General features: G+C 36.0%; 19 protein-coding genes. 6 read left to right on the forward strand and 13 right to left on the reverse strand.

Annotation, left to right across the window (positions count from 1 at the left end; translation table 11 throughout):
- Positions 1-95: 95 nt before the first annotated feature.
- Genes ccoP through ccoN form a run of 4 tightly spaced genes read right to left on the reverse strand, consistent with a single transcriptional unit; the run spans position 96 to position 3,310 of the window.
- On the reverse strand, positions 96-1,064 hold the full coding sequence (ccoP, locus tag Q4600_RS15555; protein ID WP_102527316.1) for a cytochrome-c oxidase, cbb3-type subunit III: 969 nt from the start codon (positions 1,062-1,064) through the stop codon (positions 96-98).
- Positions 1,064-1,240, reverse strand: a complete 177-nt coding sequence (locus Q4600_RS15560) for a cbb3-type cytochrome c oxidase subunit 3 (RefSeq protein ID WP_102527317.1) — start codon at positions 1,238-1,240, stop codon at positions 1,064-1,066. The genes ccoP and Q4600_RS15560 overlap by 1 nt, the downstream gene beginning before the upstream one ends.
- Positions 1,241-1,250: 10 nt before the next feature.
- A complete protein-coding gene (ccoO, locus tag Q4600_RS15565; protein WP_102527318.1) occupies positions 1,251-1,865 on the reverse strand; it encodes a cytochrome-c oxidase, cbb3-type subunit II in 615 nt (204 codons plus the stop codon).
- Between the two features lie 11 nt (positions 1,866-1,876).
- The gene (ccoN, locus tag Q4600_RS15570; RefSeq protein WP_102527319.1) at positions 1,877-3,310 is read right to left on the reverse strand and encodes a cytochrome-c oxidase, cbb3-type subunit I; all 1,434 of its coding nucleotides are present in this window, start codon (positions 3,308-3,310) and stop codon (positions 1,877-1,879) included.
- A 271-nt stretch (positions 3,311-3,581) separates the two neighbouring features.
- Here ccoN and Q4600_RS15575 point away from each other — a divergent pair, with 271 nt between their 5' ends.
- The 3 genes from Q4600_RS15575 to Q4600_RS15585 all read left to right on the forward strand — a co-directional run bounded on the left by Q4600_RS15575 (position 3,582) and on the right by Q4600_RS15585 (position 6,953).
- Positions 3,582-4,031, forward strand: a complete 450-nt coding sequence (locus Q4600_RS15575) for a hypothetical protein (RefSeq protein ID WP_303518224.1) — start codon at positions 3,582-3,584, stop codon at positions 4,029-4,031.
- A 101-nt stretch (positions 4,032-4,132) separates the two neighbouring features.
- Positions 4,133-4,366: a hypothetical protein gene (locus tag Q4600_RS15580; RefSeq protein ID WP_102527321.1), complete on the forward strand. Its 234-nt coding sequence runs from the start codon at positions 4,133-4,135 to the stop codon at positions 4,364-4,366.
- 784 nt (positions 4,367-5,150) lie between these two features.
- Positions 5,151-6,953: a YdiU family protein gene (locus Q4600_RS15585; RefSeq protein WP_303518221.1), complete on the forward strand. Its 1,803-nt coding sequence runs from the start codon at positions 5,151-5,153 to the stop codon at positions 6,951-6,953.
- A 170-nt stretch (positions 6,954-7,123) separates the two neighbouring features.
- Here the strand turns inward: Q4600_RS15585 and Q4600_RS15590 are convergent, their stop codons facing one another.
- From Q4600_RS15590 to Q4600_RS15630, 9 genes are all read right to left on the reverse strand, one after another.
- Positions 7,124-8,338 carry a DUF1566 domain-containing protein gene (locus Q4600_RS15590; protein ID WP_303518218.1) on the reverse strand — a complete coding sequence of 405 codons (1,215 nt, stop codon included), beginning with the start codon at positions 8,336-8,338 and terminating at the stop codon, positions 7,124-7,126.
- Between the two features lie 160 nt (positions 8,339-8,498).
- The gene (locus Q4600_RS15595) at positions 8,499-9,932 is read right to left on the reverse strand and encodes a hypothetical protein (protein ID WP_303518216.1); all 1,434 of its coding nucleotides are present in this window, start codon (positions 9,930-9,932) and stop codon (positions 8,499-8,501) included.
- A gap of 695 nt (positions 9,933-10,627) precedes the next feature.
- Positions 10,628-12,328 carry a hypothetical protein gene (locus Q4600_RS15600; protein ID WP_303518213.1) on the reverse strand — a complete coding sequence of 567 codons (1,701 nt, stop codon included), beginning with the start codon at positions 12,326-12,328 and terminating at the stop codon, positions 10,628-10,630.
- Positions 12,315-13,265, reverse strand: a complete 951-nt coding sequence (locus Q4600_RS15605) for a hypothetical protein (RefSeq protein WP_303518210.1) — start codon at positions 13,263-13,265, stop codon at positions 12,315-12,317. Before Q4600_RS15605 ends, Q4600_RS15600 begins: the two co-directional genes overlap by 14 nt.
- A complete protein-coding gene (locus Q4600_RS15610) occupies positions 13,262-13,960 on the reverse strand; it encodes a hypothetical protein (RefSeq protein ID WP_303518208.1) in 699 nt (232 codons plus the stop codon). Before Q4600_RS15610 ends, Q4600_RS15605 begins: the two co-directional genes overlap by 4 nt.
- A gap of 204 nt (positions 13,961-14,164) precedes the next feature.
- On the reverse strand, positions 14,165-14,530 hold the full coding sequence (locus Q4600_RS15615) for a hypothetical protein (protein WP_248955135.1): 366 nt from the start codon (positions 14,528-14,530) through the stop codon (positions 14,165-14,167).
- Positions 14,531-14,818: 288 nt separating this feature from the next.
- On the reverse strand, positions 14,819-17,629 hold the full coding sequence (locus Q4600_RS15620) for a hypothetical protein (protein ID WP_303518204.1): 2,811 nt from the start codon (positions 17,627-17,629) through the stop codon (positions 14,819-14,821).
- A 75-nt stretch (positions 17,630-17,704) separates the two neighbouring features.
- The gene (locus Q4600_RS15625) at positions 17,705-18,256 is read right to left on the reverse strand and encodes a hypothetical protein (protein WP_303518202.1); all 552 of its coding nucleotides are present in this window, start codon (positions 18,254-18,256) and stop codon (positions 17,705-17,707) included.
- Complete coding sequence (locus tag Q4600_RS15630) at positions 18,246-19,019, reverse strand: DNA/RNA non-specific endonuclease (RefSeq protein ID WP_303518200.1); 774 nt, start codon at positions 19,017-19,019, stop codon at positions 18,246-18,248. Before Q4600_RS15630 ends, Q4600_RS15625 begins: the two co-directional genes overlap by 11 nt.
- A gap of 999 nt (positions 19,020-20,018) precedes the next feature.
- Here Q4600_RS15630 and Q4600_RS15635 point away from each other — a divergent pair.
- The 3 genes from Q4600_RS15635 (at position 20,019) to Q4600_RS15645 (ending at position 22,400) form a co-directional block, all read left to right on the forward strand.
- The gene (locus tag Q4600_RS15635) at positions 20,019-20,393 is read left to right on the forward strand and encodes a hypothetical protein (protein ID WP_303518197.1); all 375 of its coding nucleotides are present in this window, start codon (positions 20,019-20,021) and stop codon (positions 20,391-20,393) included.
- A gap of 232 nt (positions 20,394-20,625) precedes the next feature.
- Positions 20,626-21,582, forward strand: coding sequence for an alpha/beta hydrolase (locus Q4600_RS15640; RefSeq protein WP_303518194.1), 957 nt, complete (start codon positions 20,626-20,628; stop codon positions 21,580-21,582).
- Positions 21,583-21,839: 257 nt separating this feature from the next.
- The gene (locus Q4600_RS15645) at positions 21,840-22,400 is read left to right on the forward strand and encodes a hypothetical protein (RefSeq protein ID WP_303518191.1); all 561 of its coding nucleotides are present in this window, start codon (positions 21,840-21,842) and stop codon (positions 22,398-22,400) included.
- Positions 22,401-22,466: the final 66 nt, after the last annotated feature.

Below are 22,466 nucleotides of genomic sequence, written 5' to 3' on the forward strand. Positions count from 1 at the left end.
AATTATTATTATGTTATTTTACCTTGAAAAGGCTTAAGAATCACTTAAAAAAAAGGCTTCGTTTTCACGAAGCCTTTGATGTTACCGAGGTGTAACTATTTGTTTGATAAGCTATAAACGTAAGCAGATATTACGTGAACTTTTTCTTCACCTAAGATGTCGTTCCACGCTGGCATAACACCAGCACGACCGTTTGCAATTGATTGCATCACTTGCAAGCGACTGCCACCGTATAACCAAGCATTGTCAGTTAAATCAGGTGCGCCCATAAACTTATTACCTGTGCCGTCCATTCCATGACAAGCAAAACAGCCTTTCATAAATGAACCTTGACCTTGCGCTGCTAACGTAGCGTCATGGTCACGACCAGATAGTTTGAACACGTATTCAGCTAAGCCTTGTATTTCACTGTCTTCAATCGGTAAACCGCCTTTTGGAGGCATCATACCGTTTCGACCGTTCATGATAGAAGTCTTAATTGTGGCTAGTTCACCACCGTATAACCAATTACCATCAGTTAAATCAGGGAAACCAATACCACCACTACCTGTTGAACCATGGCATTGAGCACAATTTTGCAGGAACAAACGTCCACCAACTTTTAATGCTTCTTCATCTTTAACTAAATCTTCTAACGGCGTCGCTAGATATGCAGCAAAGATAGGACCATATTTTTCATCAGCAGCCGCAACTTCACGGTCATATTGTGATAAACGATTTTCAGCTTTAGCGAGTTCAACCGCAGCTTTCGAGTCAGCTTTAATACCTTCTTCGTAACCCACACTTTGGTTAGAACTCGTCCAACCAAATAAACCTTGGTAACTACCAAGACCTGGGTATAACGCTAGGTAAATCAGGCCAAAAACAATACTGAGATAGAACATGTATGCCCACCACTTTGGTAGTGGGTTGTTTAGTTCTTCAATACCGTCAAAGGTATGACCCATTGATTCGCCTTCTTCAATTCCGGTCTTGTTCTTTGAACAAGCACGTAAAAGGAAGAAACAACCAGCAATAACTAATAGCGTCGGAAAAATAATCCACACATTCCAAAAGATACTCATTACTTATTATCTCCTGAATGATTAGTTTGGCTTTTAATTTCTTCGTCAGAAAAAATCAGGTTAGCGGCTTCATCAAAACCAGCTTTGCTTTTAGAGCTATACGCCCAATAAAAGATGCCAGCAAATACGACCATAACAATAATGGTAAGAATGCCTTGTAACGTTCCGTAATCCATAATTGCCTCCTTATTTCAGCGCGTGGCCTAAAGACTGAAGGTAAGCGATTAACGCTTCTAATTCAGTTTTGCCTTCAACAGCCGCTTGAGCGCGAGCAATTTCTTCTTCGGTATACAGATTATGATCCGGATGGAAATTACTTAAGATTTGCATCTTCTTACCAGTGAGTTTTCCGTCTAGTTTATTTTCAGCTAACCAAGGGTAAGCTGGCATATTAGACTGTGGAACGACATCACGAGGGTTAATCAAATGCACTTCATGCCATTTGTCACTGTAACGACCGCCAACTCGAGCTAAGTCAGGTCCAGTACGCTTAGAACCCCACTGGAATGGGTGGTCCCAAACTGACTCACCAGCTACAGAGTAATGGCCATAACGTTCAGTTTCAGCACGTAAAGGGCGGATCATTTGGCTGTGACAGTTATAACAACCTTCACGGACATAAATATCACGACCTTCAGTCTGTAATGCAGTATACGGAATTAACCCTTCAACTGGTTCAGTTGTATCCTTAGAAAATAGCAACGGAGTGATCTGAACTAAACCACCAAAACTGATGGCAATAACAGTAAAGATACCTAGCAGACCGATGTTTTTTTCGATAATTTCATGATTAAATTTCATCGTTCTGCTCCTTATGCTTTTTCTTCAGCTAATGCTGGTAAAGTATCTTTAGGTGCATTAACGGTACGAATGACGTTGTACGCCATAATGAACATACCAGTTAAGAAGAACACACCACCAATAAAGCGGACAAAGTAGAATGGGTAAGAAGCTTCTAAGCTTTCAACAAAGCTATAAGTTAATGTACCGTCAGAGTTAACTGCACGCCACATTAGACCTTGCATCACACCAGAAATCCACATTGCTACGATGTATAAAACGGTACCAATCGTCGCTAACCAGAAATGCACATTCACTAGGTTAGTACTGTACATACGGCCGTGACCGAATAACACAGGTATTAAGTGATATAGCGAACCGATAGAAACCATCGCAACCCAACCTAATGCACCAGAGTGAACGTGACCAACAGTCCAATCTGTGTAATGCGAAAGGGCGTTTACTGTTTTAATCGCCATCATTGGTCCTTCGAAGGTAGACATACCATAGAAAGATAATGAAACAACTAAGAATCGTAAAACTGGGTCGGTACGTAACTTATGCCAAGCACCTGATAACGTCATAATACCGTTAATCATGCCACCCCAAGATGGAGCAAATAAGATTAACGACATCACCATACCTAGAGTCTGAGTCCAGTCAGGTAACGCAGTATAATGAAGGTGATGTGGACCAGCCCAAATATACAATGCAATCAATGCCCAGAAATGGACGATAGAAAGACGGTAAGAATAAACAGGGCGACCAGCTTGTTTAGGTACGAAGTAATACATCATCCCTAAGAAACCTGCAGTTAGTAGGAAACCAACCGCATTATGTCCATACCACCACTGTACCATCGCATCGACTGCGCCTGAGTACATGGAATATGATTTGAATAAGCTCACAGGAACCGCCATTGAGTTAACAATGTGCAGTACTGCTACCGTGATAATGAAAGCACCAAAGAACCAGTTAGCAACATAAATGTGCGACGTAGTTCGTTTAATGATTGTGCCAAAGAACACTACTGCATAAGCAACCCAGACAATGGTAATTGCGATATCAATAGGCCACTCAAGTTCTGCATACTCTTTACCTGAGGTGAAACCCATTGGTAAGGTGATTGCAGCTGAGAGGATAATGGCTTGCCAACCCCAGAATGTAAATGCAGCTAATTTAGGTGCAAATAATCGGGTTTGACAGGTGCGTTGTACGATATAGTAGGATGTTGCGAAAAGGGCTGAAGTACCAAACGCGAAAATCACAGCATTCGTATGTAGCGGTCTAAGACGACTATACGTTAACCATGATGTTTCAAAGTTTAGTTGTGGCCAGATTAACTGGGCCGCAATCAATACACCAACTGCCATACCAACGATTCCCCACAAAACTGTGGTTAATGCGAATTGGCGAACAATAGTGTAGTTGTAATCAGCGCCTGTAGGCTGGGAATGATTCATCATAATGCTTCCACGGCTTATTACTTTTACTTTTAATTATAGTAAAGAAGAACTTTACCTGTTTAGGCTGACATTCGCTGAAAAAACAACCTAAAATGAAGTTGCTTTTTAACGCGCTGTCAAGGTGTTACCTCATGTTTTTTGTATCTATCATGAGGCAATGCAATGATACTTGAGCTGCGTCAAAAAAGATACTCAGAGAACCTGAGGAAACTTGATCCAGATCAATTTCCTAAAGATAATGTTATCAATTTGAATCATGAGGTTATTATTTGTGCGATTTTTAACAAAGTGTGCTTTCTTGTTATTTTTTATTGCTAATTTAGTAGGATGCGATTCTCAACCTCCAATGGAAGTAAGCAAAAGTGAAGTTGTTGATCAAACGTTATGTCAATTTGCTAAAGAAGTTTGTGAACAAAGTGTAAACAACCAAACCGTGTCTCTCATGATAAACCCTGTTTTCACACCAAGTGAAAAACCATTAGACATACAACTTACGTTTTCAGTACCTGTGAGCGATGTACAGATTAGAATTGAAGGTCGCGATATGTTTATGGGCGTTATTCCAGTCAGACTAGAAACAGACGATCAAAAATCATTCAAGGGAACTGCAATTTATGGATCTTGCAGCAGTAATTATATGGTTTGGCGAACAATAGTGAGCTATAAACAAGATGGGGTCAGCAAGTCTACCTGGTTCGATTTTTTAGCTGATAACCAATAATAAGGCAATTAACATAAAAATATTAGTTAACAGTTTAAATCGTGTTGATAATCATTCTCATTAATATATAATTGCTATATTGAATTTTTGAGGACAACACAATGACACAACTTAATATTTCTATTCCACTTGATAAAATGGCTTCGCTTATCCAAAGTGGACACATCTGCGTTGCAGATATTAAAAGTTTAGATATAGAAACAAAAAAGCAGCTGTGGCAGTTATGTTTGATGTCTTGTAAGAAACGCGTGTATTGTGACGAGGCTGTGACAGCTAACCATCAATCACCTGAACTGATAGATGAGCAGCTTATTTCAATGTTTCGTAACGATTAGACACTATTTAGGATTAAAATATTAGGGATTAGACTTAAAAGGGGTTAGCTTCTTTATAGCATACTCATAATTCGTTTCGCACAATCTATAAAAACGCAATTTGATATAACCTAAAGCTTATAAGCAACTATCATCCGCTTTGTGCCTCATCAAACATGGTTTAAATTTTAAACTTACATAGAAATCCAAGCCAATTGTGTAGGCTTTGTGTTTGTGTTTGTTTTTAGCATTCAATTTAATGATTCAATACACCTAGAATAGCTAAGTGCTTTAGAATCGGTTCTCCACAAATATCACATTCTACTTCTAGATTATTCTCAAGCTTATATAGATTCTGATTTAGCTAGCTAAGTTGTTCTAGTTTGTGATCATGTCATCGATATGCTTTATCTCATCTTGTAATTACATCTTCAGTATCAATGACATAATGGTTATCCCATTAAGTGTTTAGATTACTACTTAACAAGGTTATCAGTCAGCAACATTCTACGTTCTATCAATGTTGTTATTGATTGTTTCATTGCTTGTTTAATTGATTGTTTAGTCATACTGCATGCTTCAAATCGTTAATCAAAATTACACATGTTTATTGGAAATTATTTTACTGTCACTTGATTTTAGTCACGTATTCTAAAGCATTACTACTAAAGAGACATTCTTAACGCACATCAATTTTTAAGATGATTATTTTGTTGTTATTTGTTAAAGCTATTAACTTATCAACTGAACCGTTAGGATAAACAATGCATTGAAAATTTTCTTATCAATCTTGGTATAACTATATATGTCCAATCGTCAGTCTCAACAAAACAGCGTGAAAATAACAACATTAACTCAACTCGCTAGTTCAGCAAGTTATTCACTTTTGGATAGCTTACATAGAGATCCAGATGCTACAAGTAGCGGTATTGATCACCAAACTCGACAAGTATTCTCAGGCCATTATGTCCCAGTTAGACCGACTCCAATTACAAATCCCAAATACGTTGCACACAGTAAAAACTTGTTTTTAGAACTTGGTTTTGACGACTGTTTGGCGACGTCCCCTGATTTTGTACGTCTATTTTCGGGAGACTTGTCTCAGGTTCCTGAGCCTATGCGTCAAGTTGGTTGGTCAACTGGTTATGCGCTTTCTATTTACGGTACTGAATATATTCAGCAATGCCCATTTCAAACGGGTAATGGCTATGGCGATGGTCGCGCGATCTCAGTATTTGAGGCCGTTATCAACGACCAACGTTGGGAAATGCAATTAAAAGGAGGCGGGCGAACACCATACTGTAGAGGTGCTGACGGTCGAGCTGTATTACGCTCAAGTATTCGTGAGTTTTTAGCTCAAGAGCATATGCACGCTCTAGGTGTACCTACATCGCGTTCTTTAAGTTTGTATGTTTCAACGGATAAAGTACAACGTCCATGGTACTCAGAAGATTCACGCTCGGAAAATCCTGATATATTAATATCCGAATCTGTTGCGATTACAACGCGCGTCGCACCGTCCTTTATTCGTGTTGGACAACTTGAGCTTTTTGCTCGACGTGTCCGTCATCAAGAACACGCAAATGCATTGCAAGAACTCGAAAAGATAGTGTTACATTTAATACAGCGTGAATACGCTGATGTAATCGATAAGGAGCTTCCTTTAGCTGCACAAATAATTTTATTGGCAAAAGAGTTTAGAAGTCGGCTAACATCGCTCATCGGACAATGGATCCGAGTTGGTTTTTGCCAAGGTAATTTCAATAGTGATAATTGTGCAGCAGGTGGTTACACACTTGACTATGGCCCCTTTGGTTTTTGTGATGTTTTTGATCCTCAATACTCGCCTTGGACAGGTGGAGGATTACATTTTGCTTTGATGAACCAACCTAACGCAGCACAAAAAAACTTTGATAGTTTTTGTTCAGCTTTACGTCCTTTGTTATCTGATCAGCATGAGTGTTTAAGACAATTTGATGAAATTCAAGATGGTTTTTCAAATGTCATGCATACACAAATGAATACCATGTGGGCAAAAAAGCTCGGTTTTGAACATTTAAACATGAATAATCATCAGCAACTTTACAACTCGATGCTCAGTGAGCTAGACAAGCTGATGAAGCAAACGAAGGTTGATTATACTATTTTCTTCCGAGAGCTCTCCTCTATTCCAGACGATATAACCCCTTTACAAAAAAGTTTTTATTCCGATTTGGCAGGGGAGGCAGATGAACAAACATTGAATCATCGCTGGAAAGCGTGGCTTGATGATTGGAAAGTACTTATCAACATTAGTATTAGTGATATCAGTGGTGATAATAGTATTGCAAACAGTACTAATAACAATGTTTCTGGACCACAATCGACCGAAGAAATATCTGCACATATGAAACTTGTCAATCCCAAATATATTTTGCGTGAGTGGTTTGTTGTACCTGCTTATCAACAAGCCGCTGAAGGAAATTATGAATTGCTGCACCAACTGCAGGACGTAATGACACAGCCTTATGCAGAATTATCAAAGGATATAGAAGAAAAATACTATCGACTAAAACCGACTCAATTATTTGAAGTCGGGGGCTTGTCACATCTTAGTTGTTCATCGTGATGACAATGAAATACATAAGCCCATTGTTGATATGCAAAGCTTGTTCAACAGTATCAAGACGAGTAAATAGATAATTAGAAAGGAACAAATTTATCTAGCCGCTTAACAAGATAATTTTAATTGGCCAGTAGAACAAACTGGCCCATGCGGCGGTTAAATTTCACTGCTAATTATTTAACATCACGAACCAAGCGGACCCAATTATTTATGGAAATGTAATCACTTGCCATTTCAGAAGCAAGTTCATAATCCGATGGTTTACCGCTTTTCGGATCGCTTCGTTGCGCACCAGCCCCATGCCAATCAAAATATTCTGTAGCATTTGAGTCTTTCTTGCTCCAAGCTTGCGCAAACGAAATATAAACAGCAGTGTGTTTAAAGTCGCCTTGAGTCGTACTCGTCCAAACATAATAGGCGTCCTGTTGTGATTTAAATTCAGTCTGGGTCACGTTAAAAAACTCAGTGTTTATTGCTGGTAAGTCTTTTTTCTCATAATCAACTAATGATTGAAGCTCTTTGGCATTGGGTAATCGCCAATCGCTATAACCTGCAAGCAAAGCGTTATCTGCATAAGCTAGAGCTTTGACCCAATCCATTTGTTGACCACTATCATTTTTAGCCCACATCAAACTAGTTGATTGGTCAGTGATAGTGCCATTATTGTTATCAATATAGTCCATATCATAGAGCGTTGTAGTATTGCGAACTGCACGTACAAAATTGCCAGGTACAAACATATGGTCAGATTTTTTAATGGTAGTTAGATCGAAAAACAAGCCTGTTTCATATGATTTAATATGCCCATCTGCAAAGTTAAAGCCGAACCCTCCCTGAAGACCGCCATGTGCAGTAAAGTTTTGCACTGCACTTTTATTGTAAACAGTACTTGACCAGAAAGCGCCAGCAAATGGAATACGTTTATCATAATTGAAATCAAAATAAGCGCTATCAAGGTACGGACGACTCTCCTGACCACTTTCAGGCTTCATTAGTTGCCCATCAAAATTGGCCAGTGAATAGAGTTCTTTAATTGTAGGTAAACGCCAATCATCGTAACCACCTAAGGTCATATTGTTTATCACTTTAGTTGAATCAGCTAAATTCCTTTTGGTCGTATCATGGCTTTTCTGCCACATTAACCCGGTATTTAAGTCTGTCACCGTTCCATCTTCATTATCTTTATAACTCAATGCGTTACCTTCAATTGAAGCGTCTTGACCAGTAAACAAGCTACTATTAGAGATGGATAAAGGCTTTCCCTTTACATCATATTGAACACTTTGGCCGGTATCTGGTAATTTTTGGGTTTCTATTTGGGCATATACAGGATTCAACAGGGTAAACATGAATACTGAAAATAATGATACGTTGAACACAATAGACATTTAGCGCTCCTTTGTCGTGACTTACAGGGATTATGCAGACAACGAATATATTAGGGTGCACAGAAAGATACTCATTACTTAACTTTAGGTCATTGATTTATAGAATGTGAGGTCAAAGTAGGGCGCATGGCCCCACTCTGATTTCTGAGCTATATTGCTTTTATTCGTTGTAATAGGTGTGTAGCTGATAAGGTGTACCACCGTAGGTGTAGTCAGTTGCAATTAAATTCACAACTTCTCCTTTTTCAATACCACGTAGTGATGTTTCAATAATTAATTCACCAGTTGAGGCGTTATAAATATAAACATCGTAGTCACCACTTTCTAATTCATAATCAGCATTGCCCATATAACTGAGTTCAATTTGTGCAGAATAAGTATCTGGGTTACTGCCATCATTTATAATCAAAACATCAATAGCATCACTTTTTATATCATCAATACTGTGGCTTATTAAAACTTTCGCGTGAGTGTCTATAATTCGAAGCTCTTCTTCGTAATCATTTACTGTAATGGATGATGATGTATCACCCGATGTTAAGATAAGCATGCGACTACTAGGCTGTAAATCAACGCTGAATGTATCAATTTTTTCTTCTTTAATACTATCCATTATGTAAAAGCTGCGCGTATCGCTCGTATCTACATTTTCAATTTCAATATCAACTAGATTAGACAAAGCACCAAATTCTAATGTATTAGCTATCAAGTTGGCTTCGTTATCGATATCTGGATCGGTTAAATAAATGTCGAGAAATATGTCTGAGTAATCAGGAGCAGAGATACCATGTGAGAAACGTATCTTTGCTGCTTGCGCTTCATTTGTGAGTTCTCGAGCACTGTCTGTTTCAATGTTTATAATGCTATATACAGGATCGTCTGAACCTGCAGTTAGGTAGTTAGTCAACGCAAATATTTGAGCATCACCAGTTGATACTGTAATACTGTCACTCGATGCAATAATATTATCTGTACCAGATTCAGTTAAAACCAATTTATAAATACCTGATTGTATTTCGACTTCATCACTCGAATTTTCATATGATAAAGTGTGATCGGCGACTTTGTTTAATAAATCTTCTCCTTCGTTTAACCAATAAACATCGATATCAAATGCTGAGTTTGATAAATGAATAAACTGAATTATTGCATCATAGTTTTCATCAAAATCTTCATCGAATAATTCTGAAATATCAGTCGTTAATGTAAGCGAAGATGGCACATCAGTATCACCATAAATTATATATGTACTAATTATATCGTTGGACACACTAACACCATCATTGCTAGTGAATTCGTCGTTTGAGGAGTTAGGTAAAATTTGATTAAATCCTAAGTCGTAGCTGTCCTTCGCTACAGACTCAATAGTGCTAGCATCTCCGAATGCTAATTCAGCGATAGATTGATCATCGACCAGAAATTCGATGATAGGAGACTGGGGAACTAAATTTACAAACTGGTAATAGCCAGTTGAACTCGTAGAATCGCTAACTTCATCAAGCAGATCCTCAGCCCATTCACAAGCTGTTAAGGTTAACGATATGCCGACAATTAAACTTGTAACAATTGTTTTTTGCTTTTTTCCCTTAAACATAATCAATGTATACCCAAATGAATTTGATGCATTAATTATACTTTTGCAAAGTGTATAGTTTCGTCAGTATTAAGGAAAAAATGTGGAGCTTTAGTATAAGTAAGTCAATAAAGCCTATGCCTAAATTATTTTGCCCCATAAAGAGCTAGAATTGAGTAAACCGATCAGGATAAATTTTTATTTGCGTAGGGACTTTGAAAATCTAGGTAAAGCAAAAACCTCATGGTGGCAGTAGAATCTCGATCTGAATGGAAAGGTCAAAATGGCTACGGACTCTTAAATTGTGAATCTCATCCTAATACTTCTTCATATTTTCAATTAGTTGTGAAACCAGCTTAAATTCAACAGGCCATCTAAAGTGAGATTTATTTAGCTTTTGGCACCTATGTTGAGATTCTCATTACGCCTTCATATTTCAAATTTAATTACGTACTAATAAATAAAACCTTGATAAGGTAAATTAAGCGCGTTTGGACTAATAATACATACAATGTACACAGCCAGTAAAACCAAACGTAAGGTGTTGTTTTATAGCGTTAATTCAAGGTTTAAATCTGTTTTTCAAGTGCTCCTATTTGTATTTCAAGTATATACACTAACAACATCGGCTTGAAAATCACGTAGCGTCGCCTAAAAATCACACAGCTTAATGTTAATTGACTTTGCTCGGGACATAAAAACTAATATTTTTAAAATTAATTTATTTTCTCCAGTAATAGTTCATAATTTCCAGAACCTCTAGAGCCACTGACCACAAGATGATGTTCACCATCTTTAACAGTGCTAAATTCCCACTGGGTTGGCTTGTCAGTTCTAATCCTTCCAGATGACGCTAACTTTTTCCCCGCAGGGTTTTGAAATTCCAATCTAACCAATACATCATCGCTTTGTTTAAGACTTGTAAGTCTATAAGCTGTATTACCTCGAGACAAAATTTTATATACAGCAAATGTACCTGATGAAATCATCCCTTGAACTGTATCTCCATGCCCAAGCACATTACTTTCAGATATTAACTGTTCAGGGGTTGCTATTACTTCGAGTTGCATTTCGAAATTGCCGGAACCTCTAGAGCCACTCACCACAAGATGATGTTCACCATCTTCAACTGTGCCAAATTCCCACTGGGTTGGTTTGTCAGTTCTAATCCTTCCAGATGACGCTAACTTTTTTCCTGCAGGATTTTGAAATTCTAAGCTAACCAATACATCATCGCTTTGTTTGAGACTTGTCAGTCTATAAGCAGTATTACCTCGAGACAAAATTTCATATACAGCAAATGTACCTGAAGAAATCATCCCATGAACTGTATCTCCATGCCCAAGCACATTACTTTCAGATATTAACTGTTCAGGGGTTGCTATCACTTCGAGTTGTATTTCGAAATTGCCGGAACCTCTAGAACCACTCACCACAAGATGATGTTCACCATCTTCAACTGTGCCAAATTCCCACTGGGTTGGCTTGTCAGTTCTAATCCTTCCAGATGACGCTAACTTTTTCCCTGCAGGGTTTTGAAATTCCAATCTAACCAATACATCATCGCTTTGTTTAAGACTTGTAAGTCTATAAGCTGTATTACCGAGTGCTAAAATTTTGAAAGATTCAGAACTTCCTTTAAATGCATTGCCTTTAATAACTTGTTTCGAAGAAATTGATGAAATAGGCTTCATTTTTTTAACGCTTGTATCTGTTTGAGATTTGTTAACAGATATAGATGATCTTTTCTCGTATACTCCTAACTCAATTAATTCTTTATCAGTAGCGTAGGTCCTTATAACGGAGCTAGATAAGTCTGCCATAGTATCCATTCTTAAAACTGTTCCAACACCTTCATTAACGGAAAGCAACATACCTATAGGATAATTACCAACATTAATTATTGAGCCACTCATACCTTTAGTAATTGTTTTAGTCGGGTGGTTAATTTTAATTTTGAAGGTACTATGAAGTTCTTTTTGAATGATATCTATGTCATAAGAAATTACTCGTCCATTACTTTGTCTAAAGTTTAGCTCTCCTTTATCTATTACCTCTAAGATAGTGTTAACTCGATTTCCTTCGTCTATCCAGCTACTTTCCAAACATGTTTTAGTGTTTTGAGATGGCAATTTTAGTAATGCTAAGTCCTGAGGGTAAGTTGTAATCAGTTGAGAGTTAATTCGTTTTTCTAATCGCGTACTGACTAAAAAATCACTCGACTTTTTAACAACATGCGCAGGGGTATAAACAAAGCATTCTCCGCCTATAGTTCTTAATATCCCTTGGCCTTCACCTGTATGAGTTTCAATATACACGTCCGAAGCTGATGCGTTATAAAATCCACAAAGAAATATAAACACAATGTATCTAAAATTTTTCCACATCATGTTTTTCTTTTTGTTAAGGAAGTTCATTAGTTTCTCCGCTCGTAGATGAAAATAAAGCCAGACGGAATAATATTGTTATACAAAAGCCTATAAACTGAATAAAAATAATCGCAGTAGATAGTGCAAATGCGAGTTCACCATCACTCATCACTCTATCAAAGAAAGAAGGTTTTACTGGGTTAGGTGTTTTTGAGTAAAGTCTAGATAACAGAATTTGATGACCTGTTTGCTGAAAAATACCGGTTAAACCGCTATGTTCATGTGATGCACGAATAATCCCTTTAGTTTCAGTCATTTTAACTGTGTCCCCAGGTCTTATTAAGTGAGGGGATAATGTGATTAAGGAATGTGTAAATGTTGCCTTATCTTGGATAATAATCTGACCGCTTTGTACTAATGGGTAATACCCATCAGGAGCATCACCGATAACTCTCCCAATTTGAATATCACCAATGACATTAAGTGAAAAAATAGGGTTTTGAGGCGATAACTTAATATTAAAAACAACGGAACTGTATAATTTACAACGTTCAAAATCGTTTATGAGAGTTCCTAAACGCCGTTTTTTGTCGCCGTTATCTGTTTGACTATCAAACACTGCGGTGAGTTTAATCATTTCCGTGCTTTTACGTTCAATAAGCACCTTAACTCCACTGTTTAAAGAAAGATTTCCGTTTAAATACTCTTGATTGTTTTCCATTGAAGAGCAGGAATGCTTGATTGGAACAAAGCGGTTTAACAGAATATCTGGAGCAGTTTTAGATATTACACTGTATTCAAAAGCTTCAGACATGGTGTCGACATTATAGATTGCGCTGTCATCTAATTTTTTAAACGTCGCTAAAGCGCAAAGATAGAGAACGATAAGGCATGAAATGACTAATACAACGAACATTATTGAAATTGGAATCGTTAATTTTTTAACTGATATGAAAAGATAAATCTTTTCTTCAAAGTTCTTCACTTATGGCCACTCCATACCAAAAACTTCTTACTTGAAGAGCCTTCAGCTTCTGGAGTTGGATTTACAAATATGAGTGTTGGTTTTTCAGCTATTACGACTTCATATATGCAGGAATGATTAAATGCTCGTGTTAGTTTATTTTGAATTTCTTTACACGATACAGTGATCGTATCTCCAGACTTATCTTTATAATAGAACTCAGGAGAAATTCCTGAAGTGTTAATGAAAAATACCCTTTGGCCATTTGTAGGTTTCCCCCAAGAAGATGGAAATACTTCTTGCACATACAAACCAAATGCATCTTTGCTGTCAGCAAATACATAAGCTACAAGTTCATTATGTGCATATTTTTTTAATGCTTTTTTATGTTCAGAAGGGATATCTATATTTATCCATCCAGCGGTGTTTGAGGTATGAGTTAATTCAATATCAGCTGAATAATGTCCGTCTATGCTAACAACAGATATGTTTACTTCTTTTTTTTCAGGAACGACATAAATATACAAGGATTCTGTTGCAACGTAATTTAGTGCTCCAGTGGCAAGGTAAGCAGCCATTATTGAACCGCTGACTGGAACTTCAGCATCATAATCTTCTTCAAAAATATCAATTTTATATGAAAGCGATTCAGCAAAGGCCAAGTTAGAAATGATTAACGTTAAGCTGACTAACAGTATTTTTAGACGCATATCCATTGCATTTAAGTCATTTAATTATGCATAAAGAATAGGAGAGTTTAATACCTTGTCAAAGACAACAATTTTGAGATGTCAGAATCAAATTAGTATTAATTTACTACTAATTTGATAACCATTAGTCGCTTAAAACGTAAAAAAACTAAGTGTAGAAGTAAGTTGGTTTGTTCATAAGCTGTTGATAGTATGCGGTTGTTTGAATGTTTATTTCAGTTTCTCTTTGATTTTCATTATGTAAAGAATTAAAAAAACAATTGTAAAAATATACATAAAGAGGATAAATCCACTTTTAATATCATCATTTTGCCCGAACCTATTTTCGTAGATTAAGAAGTCAGGGATATCTGAAGTAGGGCGAAGAAATGTAACGCAGCCTGGTATAACAAGTATCAAGGAAGTGATAATAGCTGGCCACATGGATTCAAAAGCAGCATCAAAAGAGTCATTAAAGTTCAGTCGCTTAGTAGAAAATCCAAACAAACCCATCAGTAAACTCAACAAAATTCCAAATACAGTGAATGCTAACCCGATTAAAGCAAAGCCAAGGAATAAACTTAGTATAGAAATCATTAGCTGTCCTTAAGGTGTTCAAATTTCTGTATAGAAAGTATATTGCGTGTTTTTTGATTAACTAAAACGTTATCATGATGACTATTTATAACTTCAACAAAGAAGGTCATTTAGTTTAGGCCAAATACCCCTATAGCATTTGGCTCATTAGCTGACAGAGTGTTAAGTCCAAATAAAAGAAAAGTAGGGCATAAGTTATATTATGCCCATGGGGTACTTGAAAGGCGTTGAATAAAGTTTGTTTAACCTAGCTCTATTCAAATTTACCATTAAATATAGGGTACCACTTTATAAAATCACAATAGGTTTAACCAGGCCATCTGAATTCTGATAAATTAGCGGGATTATCGTCTCAGGCTCAGTTTCTGATAGCTCCCTAAACACACCTAGTAATGCAACAGAACATGGATGAGCTCTATCAATATCGAGTTGATAAATCGTAGAGAAAGTTTTAACCCAATCTTGAATTAGTTCATTTAAGTGTTCTGAGCTATTTGTTAGTAAATTGATGGTTGACTCTGATAGGGTTTCATTTATTTCACTTGGAACATCTTGATTTATTAATGTTTTCAGACTTTTAAGATAGCCGATCATTGAAGATGCATTATCACAAGTTTTATTTACCATTTTTATAGCACTATTTACACGTTTCTTTATTTCTCTACTTGGCGCTCTATCGTAGAGTCCATTTAAGACTCTCTCCAATTTTTTGCTTCTTTGAAAACGTGACATATCAGCTAATTCAATAACATTTTGATATAAAGGTTGAGTTTTATTAAAACACTCTAATAACCAGAGCTGTTCGGCATAAGCACTATGAGGATGTAACAACGCATACTGTTTCCAAGCTAAAAGCTGCTGCTTTAGAGCAATTTTAAATATTTTATCTTCGGGAACATTACAAGCACTTTCAACTTGATGTCTGGATAAACTCAACACGTTTGTTAATCGTAAGTTATGCTCTTCAGATGAATCGATAAGGCGCTTAGCTGATAATTCATTGGAAATTTTTTGAGTTGTGCCTTTTTCAATCAACCTAGTACGTTCAAATATTTGTAAAAAACCATTCAGTTCAGAACTTGTTAGGTCACCATCATTATAACCAATAGTTATACTAAACTTACTTTTGCTACCGTTTAATAAATTAACGTGATTAAACAATTTTACATAATTTTTTTCGTTACCAGCCTCATTAAGGGCTTTAAGAATAGACTGTGTTTCATAAACGGAAAGCTGACCTGAACCGTCATATTGAATTATAGCTTTAGAATTAAACATTGTGCGTTTTGATGTTTTTATACCAAAAAAGTTGATAGTAAGGGATATTGTCTTTGTGTTGTCCTGCATTTGTGTAAATACTGACTCTTCTAACTGGTATAAATCATTTGCATCATTTCCTAATAAGACATTACGAAAGTCACCAGTTAAACATTCACCGATTAGAGTATTAAGGGTTTCTTTGTCATGAGAGTCCATGTTAAATCTAACTTTCAACAAAGACTGATTAGTATTTAGTTTTTTCTCTGAACGCTTAAAGTCGACTCCTAGCTCTTCAATCATTGTGTTTTCAATAAAATCGGTCATTACTAAAACGTTTTTATTATAGTGATTTAAAAGCTCTAGAAGAGGAGCCATGACTTTCTCTATACTTTCCTCAGTATTATCCAAAGTTTCATCAACTTGTAGCCCAAATTCAGAAAGCGGTTTTAACAGATTTCTATCAATGGAGTTTGTAAGCCAACCTTTTACTTTTGAAGACAATGCCTGATAATAATCATTAGCTGTCTCGTTCAATAATTTAAACAAGTACGCTTCAGTTTCATTAGCTTTGTTCCTACCAATACGGCTTGCTAAGTTTTCGCTAATAACATTTTGTTTATTTAGGTCTTCAGACCAACTTGAAAAAGAACTGAATGGCTTTGAAAGCTCATCTGCTATTAGCTCAGATACCTCTTCTTGTAACTCTTGATTGTTAACTTGTCCTAATCCAACACCGAGTACCGTTTGTTGCCAATCTGGTTGATTTTCTAATCGTTCATTGATGTTATTAAGGAGCCATTGTTTAGGTTCAGCGTATGTGTTGATAACTTCCATAATTTCATCATGGTAACTTTTTAACTCTTTTACATACTTTGATGCTTGCTCTTTAACTCCAGGAGCAACAATCTTTGCCCCGATACTTAGTGAATTTGTTGTCGTTGTGCTTCTTTTTCTTGCCACTTGAATAATTAAATCTGTCGAGTTAGTAGCAACATAGCAAGAAAGTTGCATTTCGCCATCAAGCTGCCATCCAACACTTGCTCCGACACCAATTTTAAGGGCTACAGGTTTATTGGTAATTGTTTTATTAAGACTGTATTGAGTTTCGAAAACACTCCCTAACGTCATATCAGATTGAAGTTTTAGGCCGCCTTTTATATCCACTATTAACCCTGCAAAATTACTGCCCTGAATAACAGCAATATCTGTTAATGCATCAATATGCGCAAAATCATTTATTGCTGACTCTATAACTGATTTCGTAGCATCATGTTTGAAATAAATATTTAGATTTCCGGCTCCTGTACTTTGCACACTTCCACTGACATTTAATGCTAGCGCACCACTGGTCATTGATAAGTTTAAAGCTGTACCTGCTGAGAATTTACCTTCAATTGAATAGCTCATCAGTGATTCACTTCCTAATATGCTTGGCCATTCTTCATGCGGAGGTTTGTCTATTGCTTCAATACAGAGGTTTGAACTAACTTGACCATTGTAAGTAAAGCTAGCTGAATGAATTGGTATTGATTGTGATGCGCTGATGTCAATAAGTGGCCACTCTAAAGGCTCCTTGAGTTCCGATATTGGATTCATTAACTTACTTGTCGGTTCTTGATAATCGGGATACTTTTGACTTAACAATGAAATTAAGTCATTTGCATTATCTATGGTTAAACCTTTAGATGATAAGTTTTCTGACAAGCCTTCCCAATCAGATAAGCTATAGGCTATTAAACTAACAGCAGGTGAATCATCACCAACAATATCTTTTAAATTATTAAAAACACTTGCTGAGCTTTGTTTGTTTAATGCTTGTATGTTTCTGAATAAATTCATAATAATTCCTTTTATAAAAGTTAAAAAAACGATAGCGAATTCTTTGGTTTAGCTAAAATTATGCAAAAAGTTTTTCTAGCTGGAACTTGAAGCTTTAATTACATTGTCTTTTCCAGCTTGAGCGAATGCTTCAATGGCACTTACAATTTTGTTAATGCCTTTCGAACCACCAGCAATAATGCAACCCATTACAAACACTTCAAATAAATCAAACATGATTATCTGAACCGATGAGGCATCTCCAAAATCAAACATACCTGTAAATACCCTAATGCCAATAATTGCCATTAAAGCTCCAATGATAAACCCGACCATTGCAGACTGCCTTCTCGTGACATCCCTAAACTCTAGGAGCTCAGCTTCTAGTATATGAACGTTATCGGTACCTGCTTTTTTAGCCTTACTGATTTCAGCTAATAACACCTTTCTTTTCTTGGATCGAAACAAAAGGTTGTAGAATTCGATTATTCGTTCTGCAATTAATGTTAGAAATAACAACCTCATTATTAGCACTAAATAGTCTTCAGGCTCTTTGTACTCAACCCACGTTAAGCCATGACCGAAATCAAAATAGATACCTATAAGTGGAACAACTGCTGCAGTCAGAAAAATAAATTTATGATTCATAAAACTTGCACCTCTTTGAATATTTAAAAGGTTCACCTAAAGTCACCGTTATATCCCTTAATAACTCTTTGGATTTTCGTATTTTGACTAGTTCCATTAGCTTTTCATGACTGACTTCATAGTGAACAAGGTTCGAACTCCTAGCACTACCGTCATTAGGTAAAATACATGCAGAGTAAAATTCTTTTCCATTAGAATTAACTCCAGATAATAATCGCCAAAAATAATCTGGAGTTTCAACGCCATGGCTGTTAACAAAGTAGTCATTGGAACTATCATTACCCCATATGACCCCACCCAACGTAGTCACGGGAAATAAGTCTCTATAACATTCAATGAGCTCTTCAGTTCTTTTCCACGCTCCGCGATTTAAAGCTACGGTCTGAGGGAGGACATTGGACATAAAGTTAACTTCTTTAAGTAATGCCTTGCTTGAATCAAAGTGATTTGCCGCGGCTAAATGCCCTCTATCATAAGATAACTCTGTATTTTTATTGATGAGGCGATAGGAGCTTCGTGATAGCTGTTTACAGTGGGAGGGCATATTTATGTCGTCATAGAAACTTCCATAGCGTGTTTCATTACCAGTATCAGAATCAATAACGTAATTAAATGCAAAAGAAGCCTTTCTGTTGCAATCTATATAGAGGGTATATTTTTGGTATTTGGCCACATATATCTGAACAGGAATATCGTGATTAGCCTCAACTAAATGATTAAAGGTAGAAAAATAAATCAAAATTACTAACACTAAAGTACGCATGAGCATCCTTGTTCATATTTTCGTATTACATACTTCGTTTGTAACCTGTGAATTTTATTTTTAATTAACTATTTCAATTGCCAAAGTAGAGATTCTACACTTCATAAATAACTAATTTAAAATAGCTTATTTAGAATTGATTTATAGCATCACATCGATGATGAATAACTACGAAATTTAACACTAAAAATGTAAAGTAAAACAGGACCTTGAAATCTATGTAATCTTGTAATTTTAGATTGTGTATTCATAAATTATTATTGCTGCTAAACGATCACGCAATAAAACTAATAGTTGAAATTACAAATGAAAGACAAGCCGCCTTGAAATAATATTTAATATTCTAAAAACTATACTTTTAGTATGCTTGAACGGATTGAATAAGATAATTTATATGCATAATCCCTAAGATTGTTAAGTCTAAAGATCGTGATGTTGGTATAACTGTTCTATTTACAGAGGTAGCAGGATTTTTACTTTAAATCCAAACTATTATGCTTACTATTTTGTTGAATTTGTTTGTTAATTCTAGGTGAAAGGTAATGAGCTTTTATGAATATTTAGAGAGTCTAAACTGAGGTTAACTATTATGGTAGTGAAATTGGAAATCTGAGAGTTACTTCATAATTTGGATGAACAATATTCAGCCTATCCTGAACACGAACCCGCTTTAATCACGACAAATGAATTTTAACCATGGAAGGGGTTGTCTGCCGTTCAATACGCTGCCATCGACCTGCTAATATTATTTAGCCTGCTTTACTCTGATGCAATGCATCATAAATGAACCTTCACAACACTTACTTATTATAAGTAGAACGATTGATTCAACAAGGTAGCAATATGAGCCCTTTTATTCCTAAATTATTGTTACTTAAGTTCTTATACTTACTATTTTAATTTTTAGTAGTCAACAGTTATACGATTAACACCTTGTAATTTGTAAAAACCAGCTGTAGGTTTGTATAAAAACTAAGCAGCGCCATCACGGAAAGATGAATGAAATGCTTACTATTTATACTCCTATTTATTAATTATCAAGGTCACTCAAAAGACGTGATAGTGCTTTCAGAACGAGTAAAAAGTAGAGTAGTGCTAAGAGCGGAACCATCTAGTAATTCAGCCGTGTTAGGGCACCTTTTTCCAACTGAAGAAGCCATACTTATTAATGCAGTACCATATTATTACAATGTGCAATTAGCAGACGTTAAACAAGGGGACGTATCAAAAGCATGGGAAAATCTACAATCAAACAACACCGGTGAATTAAACTTAACGTTTTTAGATGTTGGACGAAGAAAATTAACGTTAAATTATTGCCCTTATAATAATAATATTTTGTTTGATAGAAGTTCGAGTCATCTTTTAAAATAAAAATCTATTACAGATATAGATAAACTGATTACATTTAACATCTTGCAGAGTCTCAGTCTCATCATTACTCAAATAGAAAAAACTACTATGTACTCTCAGGAGACATCATTGGTTATATTCCTGTAAAGAGTTCCACTTTTTAAGAGGTTCAGGTTTGCTGCAATTATACTAAACCAACCTGAAACACTAATTCTAAAACTATATAGTTATTACAAAGTAAAGGAATAATCTTATGTTAATTATTACAAATAGAAATATTAATAAATCAAACTTTATAGATGGTATTGGCGATCATAATGCTTTTGGTGACAGGGTCAATTCTAAAGGGCCAAATGAGGTAAGACTTGCAAATGCAGAAAAGGTCGATGGGAAGTGGCAAGTGATATTAATAAAAGAGCCGTCAGTTATAACTGAAAATAACATCCCCTCACAAAAACAATTCTTGAAATTACGAGACAAATTAACATCAGAGAATAAGAATTGTGTTTTTTTTGTCCATGGTTTTAATCAATCCTTTAAAAAGAATTTAGAGAAAAGTAGAGCGTTAGAGGAGGAACATGGAGTAGAAGTTATAGCCTTTTCATGGCCTTCTAATCCTGGCGGGTTTAAGACAAAAGAGTATCGTCATGCTAAGCGTACAGCAAGAGCATCTGTGGGAGCTCTCGATTCAACATTAGAAAAGCTTGGTAGTTATTTGAAAGAACCTTTCAATAGAGAGGCATTAGAAAGTTGTAACGTTAAGTTTTCAATAATGACTTACAGTCTAGGTAATTACTTATTTCAGAATTATATTGTTGACTCTGCGTATGAGAATGAAACCTCAATTTTTGACAATGTTGTACTTTGTCAAGCTGACGTTGATAACGTAAGTCATGCCACTTGGGTTGATTTGATTGAAACAGGGAAAAAAGTTTATGTAACAATTAACGAAAATGATTGGGTTTTGAAGTGGTCTGATGTCAACTTTCAAAAAGCAAGGCTTGGCAGATCTGCAAAGAACCTAAACTCTAAAAATGCTATTTATTTTGATTTTACAGGTGGTAAAGATGTAGGCAAGACACATGGGCTCTTTTATAAAAAAACAAATGAAGTTGTTAAAGATATTTTTACGACGATATTGAATGGAAATAGAGGTGATGAAGTAAAGGGCATGTCTTATCATGCGAGATCAAACACTTATAGATTTTAAATTAACCAATCAATTATCGTGGTATATGGTCCCTTGTAGCGGATTACTTAAATTGGCCACTTGCTGGTAGGTAATACTTGTACATTCTCATGGCTGATTTTATCTCCAGTATAGTAGTTTTCAGAACTTGTAAAACATTTTTTCTTGAAGGCTAGTAGCGGTTGGCTTGGTATTGTTCCTGCTAAGTTGAATTTTAGCCGGAAGATTATCAAGCAGCTATATAATAAGCTGTTATGAACGCATTCGCAGGGTGAACTATGAAACAGTATTTTAAAACGGCATTTAAAGCAGATAACCTACCTAACTGGATTAATCTTCTGGCTTTGGTTGCTGTGTTTTTCTCAATTAGTTATCAGTTCGACGCACAGTCTATACAGGCCTATAAAGCTGACCTCATAAAAGTGGCTAATAAGAAAGGAGGGATTATTGAGAAGACTGATGACGAGCGCTTCTCTTCAGCTATCGCCGAATTATTACGTGACGGTATTGCCACTAGAATAAGAGGTGGTTATGAGCTGTCAATCTCTACACCTAGATTTACAAACGATATATATTTCGCAGCAAATATTGTATCAAGAGATTTGTCTGGAAAAGAAATAAGCTGCTCCGATATATCGAAGGGCCTTTTATCTATGGATAACATGTTAATTAAAATTGAAAAAGACCGCAGTGTAGACTCTGCGTTTAACGAAATGTCTTTTCGAGAAACACTTTCCAACTATAGGTATATGTCAATTAAGGCTCTTGTTGGTAATGACAATATCAAAAACATGAAAAACCAAAGTGCTTGTATCGAAAATATAATTCATAACAGATAAGGATAGGCCGCGCGTAGCCGCGTCCTTATCCCAAGTGTTGAACAAGCCCGAGTGATACCTTTATAG

This window comes from Shewanella sp. 2_MG-2023, from assembly GCF_030548905.1.
Taxonomy (GTDB): domain Bacteria; phylum Pseudomonadota; class Gammaproteobacteria; order Enterobacterales; family Shewanellaceae; genus Shewanella; species Shewanella electrodiphila.

Excerpts from the sequence above, each read along its gene's own strand:
- ccoO (WP_102527318.1), bottom strand. The coding sequence starts at position 1,865 with ATGAAATTTAATCATGAAATTATCGAAAAAAACATCGGTCTGCTAGGT.
- Q4600_RS15560 (WP_102527317.1), bottom strand. The coding sequence starts at position 1,240 with ATGGATTACGGAACGTTACAAGGCATTCTTACCATTATTGTTATGGTC.
- Q4600_RS15645 (WP_303518191.1), top strand. The coding sequence starts at position 21,840 with ATGAAACAGTATTTTAAAACGGCATTTAAAGCAGATAACCTACCTAAC.
- Q4600_RS15620 (WP_303518204.1), bottom strand. The coding sequence starts at position 17,629 with ATGAATTTATTCAGAAACATACAAGCATTAAACAAACAAAGCTCAGCA.
- Q4600_RS15585 (WP_303518221.1), top strand. The coding sequence starts at position 5,151 with ATGTCCAATCGTCAGTCTCAACAAAACAGCGTGAAAATAACAACATTA.
- Q4600_RS15625 (WP_303518202.1), bottom strand. The coding sequence starts at position 18,256 with ATGAATCATAAATTTATTTTTCTGACTGCAGCAGTTGTTCCACTTATA.
- Q4600_RS15595 (WP_303518216.1), bottom strand. The coding sequence starts at position 9,932 with ATGTTTAAGGGAAAAAAGCAAAAAACAATTGTTACAAGTTTAATTGTC.
- Q4600_RS15610 (WP_303518208.1), bottom strand. The coding sequence starts at position 13,960 with ATGGATATGCGTCTAAAAATACTGTTAGTCAGCTTAACGTTAATCATT.
- Q4600_RS15630 (WP_303518200.1), bottom strand. The coding sequence starts at position 19,019 with ATGCGTACTTTAGTGTTAGTAATTTTGATTTATTTTTCTACCTTTAAT.
- Q4600_RS15600 (WP_303518213.1), bottom strand. The coding sequence starts at position 12,328 with ATGAACTTCCTTAACAAAAAGAAAAACATGATGTGGAAAAATTTTAGA.
- Q4600_RS15590 (WP_303518218.1), bottom strand. The coding sequence starts at position 8,338 with ATGTCTATTGTGTTCAACGTATCATTATTTTCAGTATTCATGTTTACC.
- ccoN (WP_102527319.1), bottom strand. The coding sequence starts at position 3,310 with ATGATGAATCATTCCCAGCCTACAGGCGCTGATTACAACTACACTATT.
- Q4600_RS15615 (WP_248955135.1), bottom strand. The coding sequence starts at position 14,530 with ATGATTTCTATACTAAGTTTATTCCTTGGCTTTGCTTTAATCGGGTTA.
- Q4600_RS15580 (WP_102527321.1), top strand. The coding sequence starts at position 4,133 with ATGACACAACTTAATATTTCTATTCCACTTGATAAAATGGCTTCGCTT.
- Q4600_RS15640 (WP_303518194.1), top strand. The coding sequence starts at position 20,626 with ATGTTAATTATTACAAATAGAAATATTAATAAATCAAACTTTATAGAT.
- ccoP (WP_102527316.1), bottom strand. The coding sequence starts at position 1,064 with ATGAGTATCTTTTGGAATGTGTGGATTATTTTTCCGACGCTATTAGTT.
- Q4600_RS15635 (WP_303518197.1), top strand. The coding sequence starts at position 20,019 with ATGAAATGCTTACTATTTATACTCCTATTTATTAATTATCAAGGTCAC.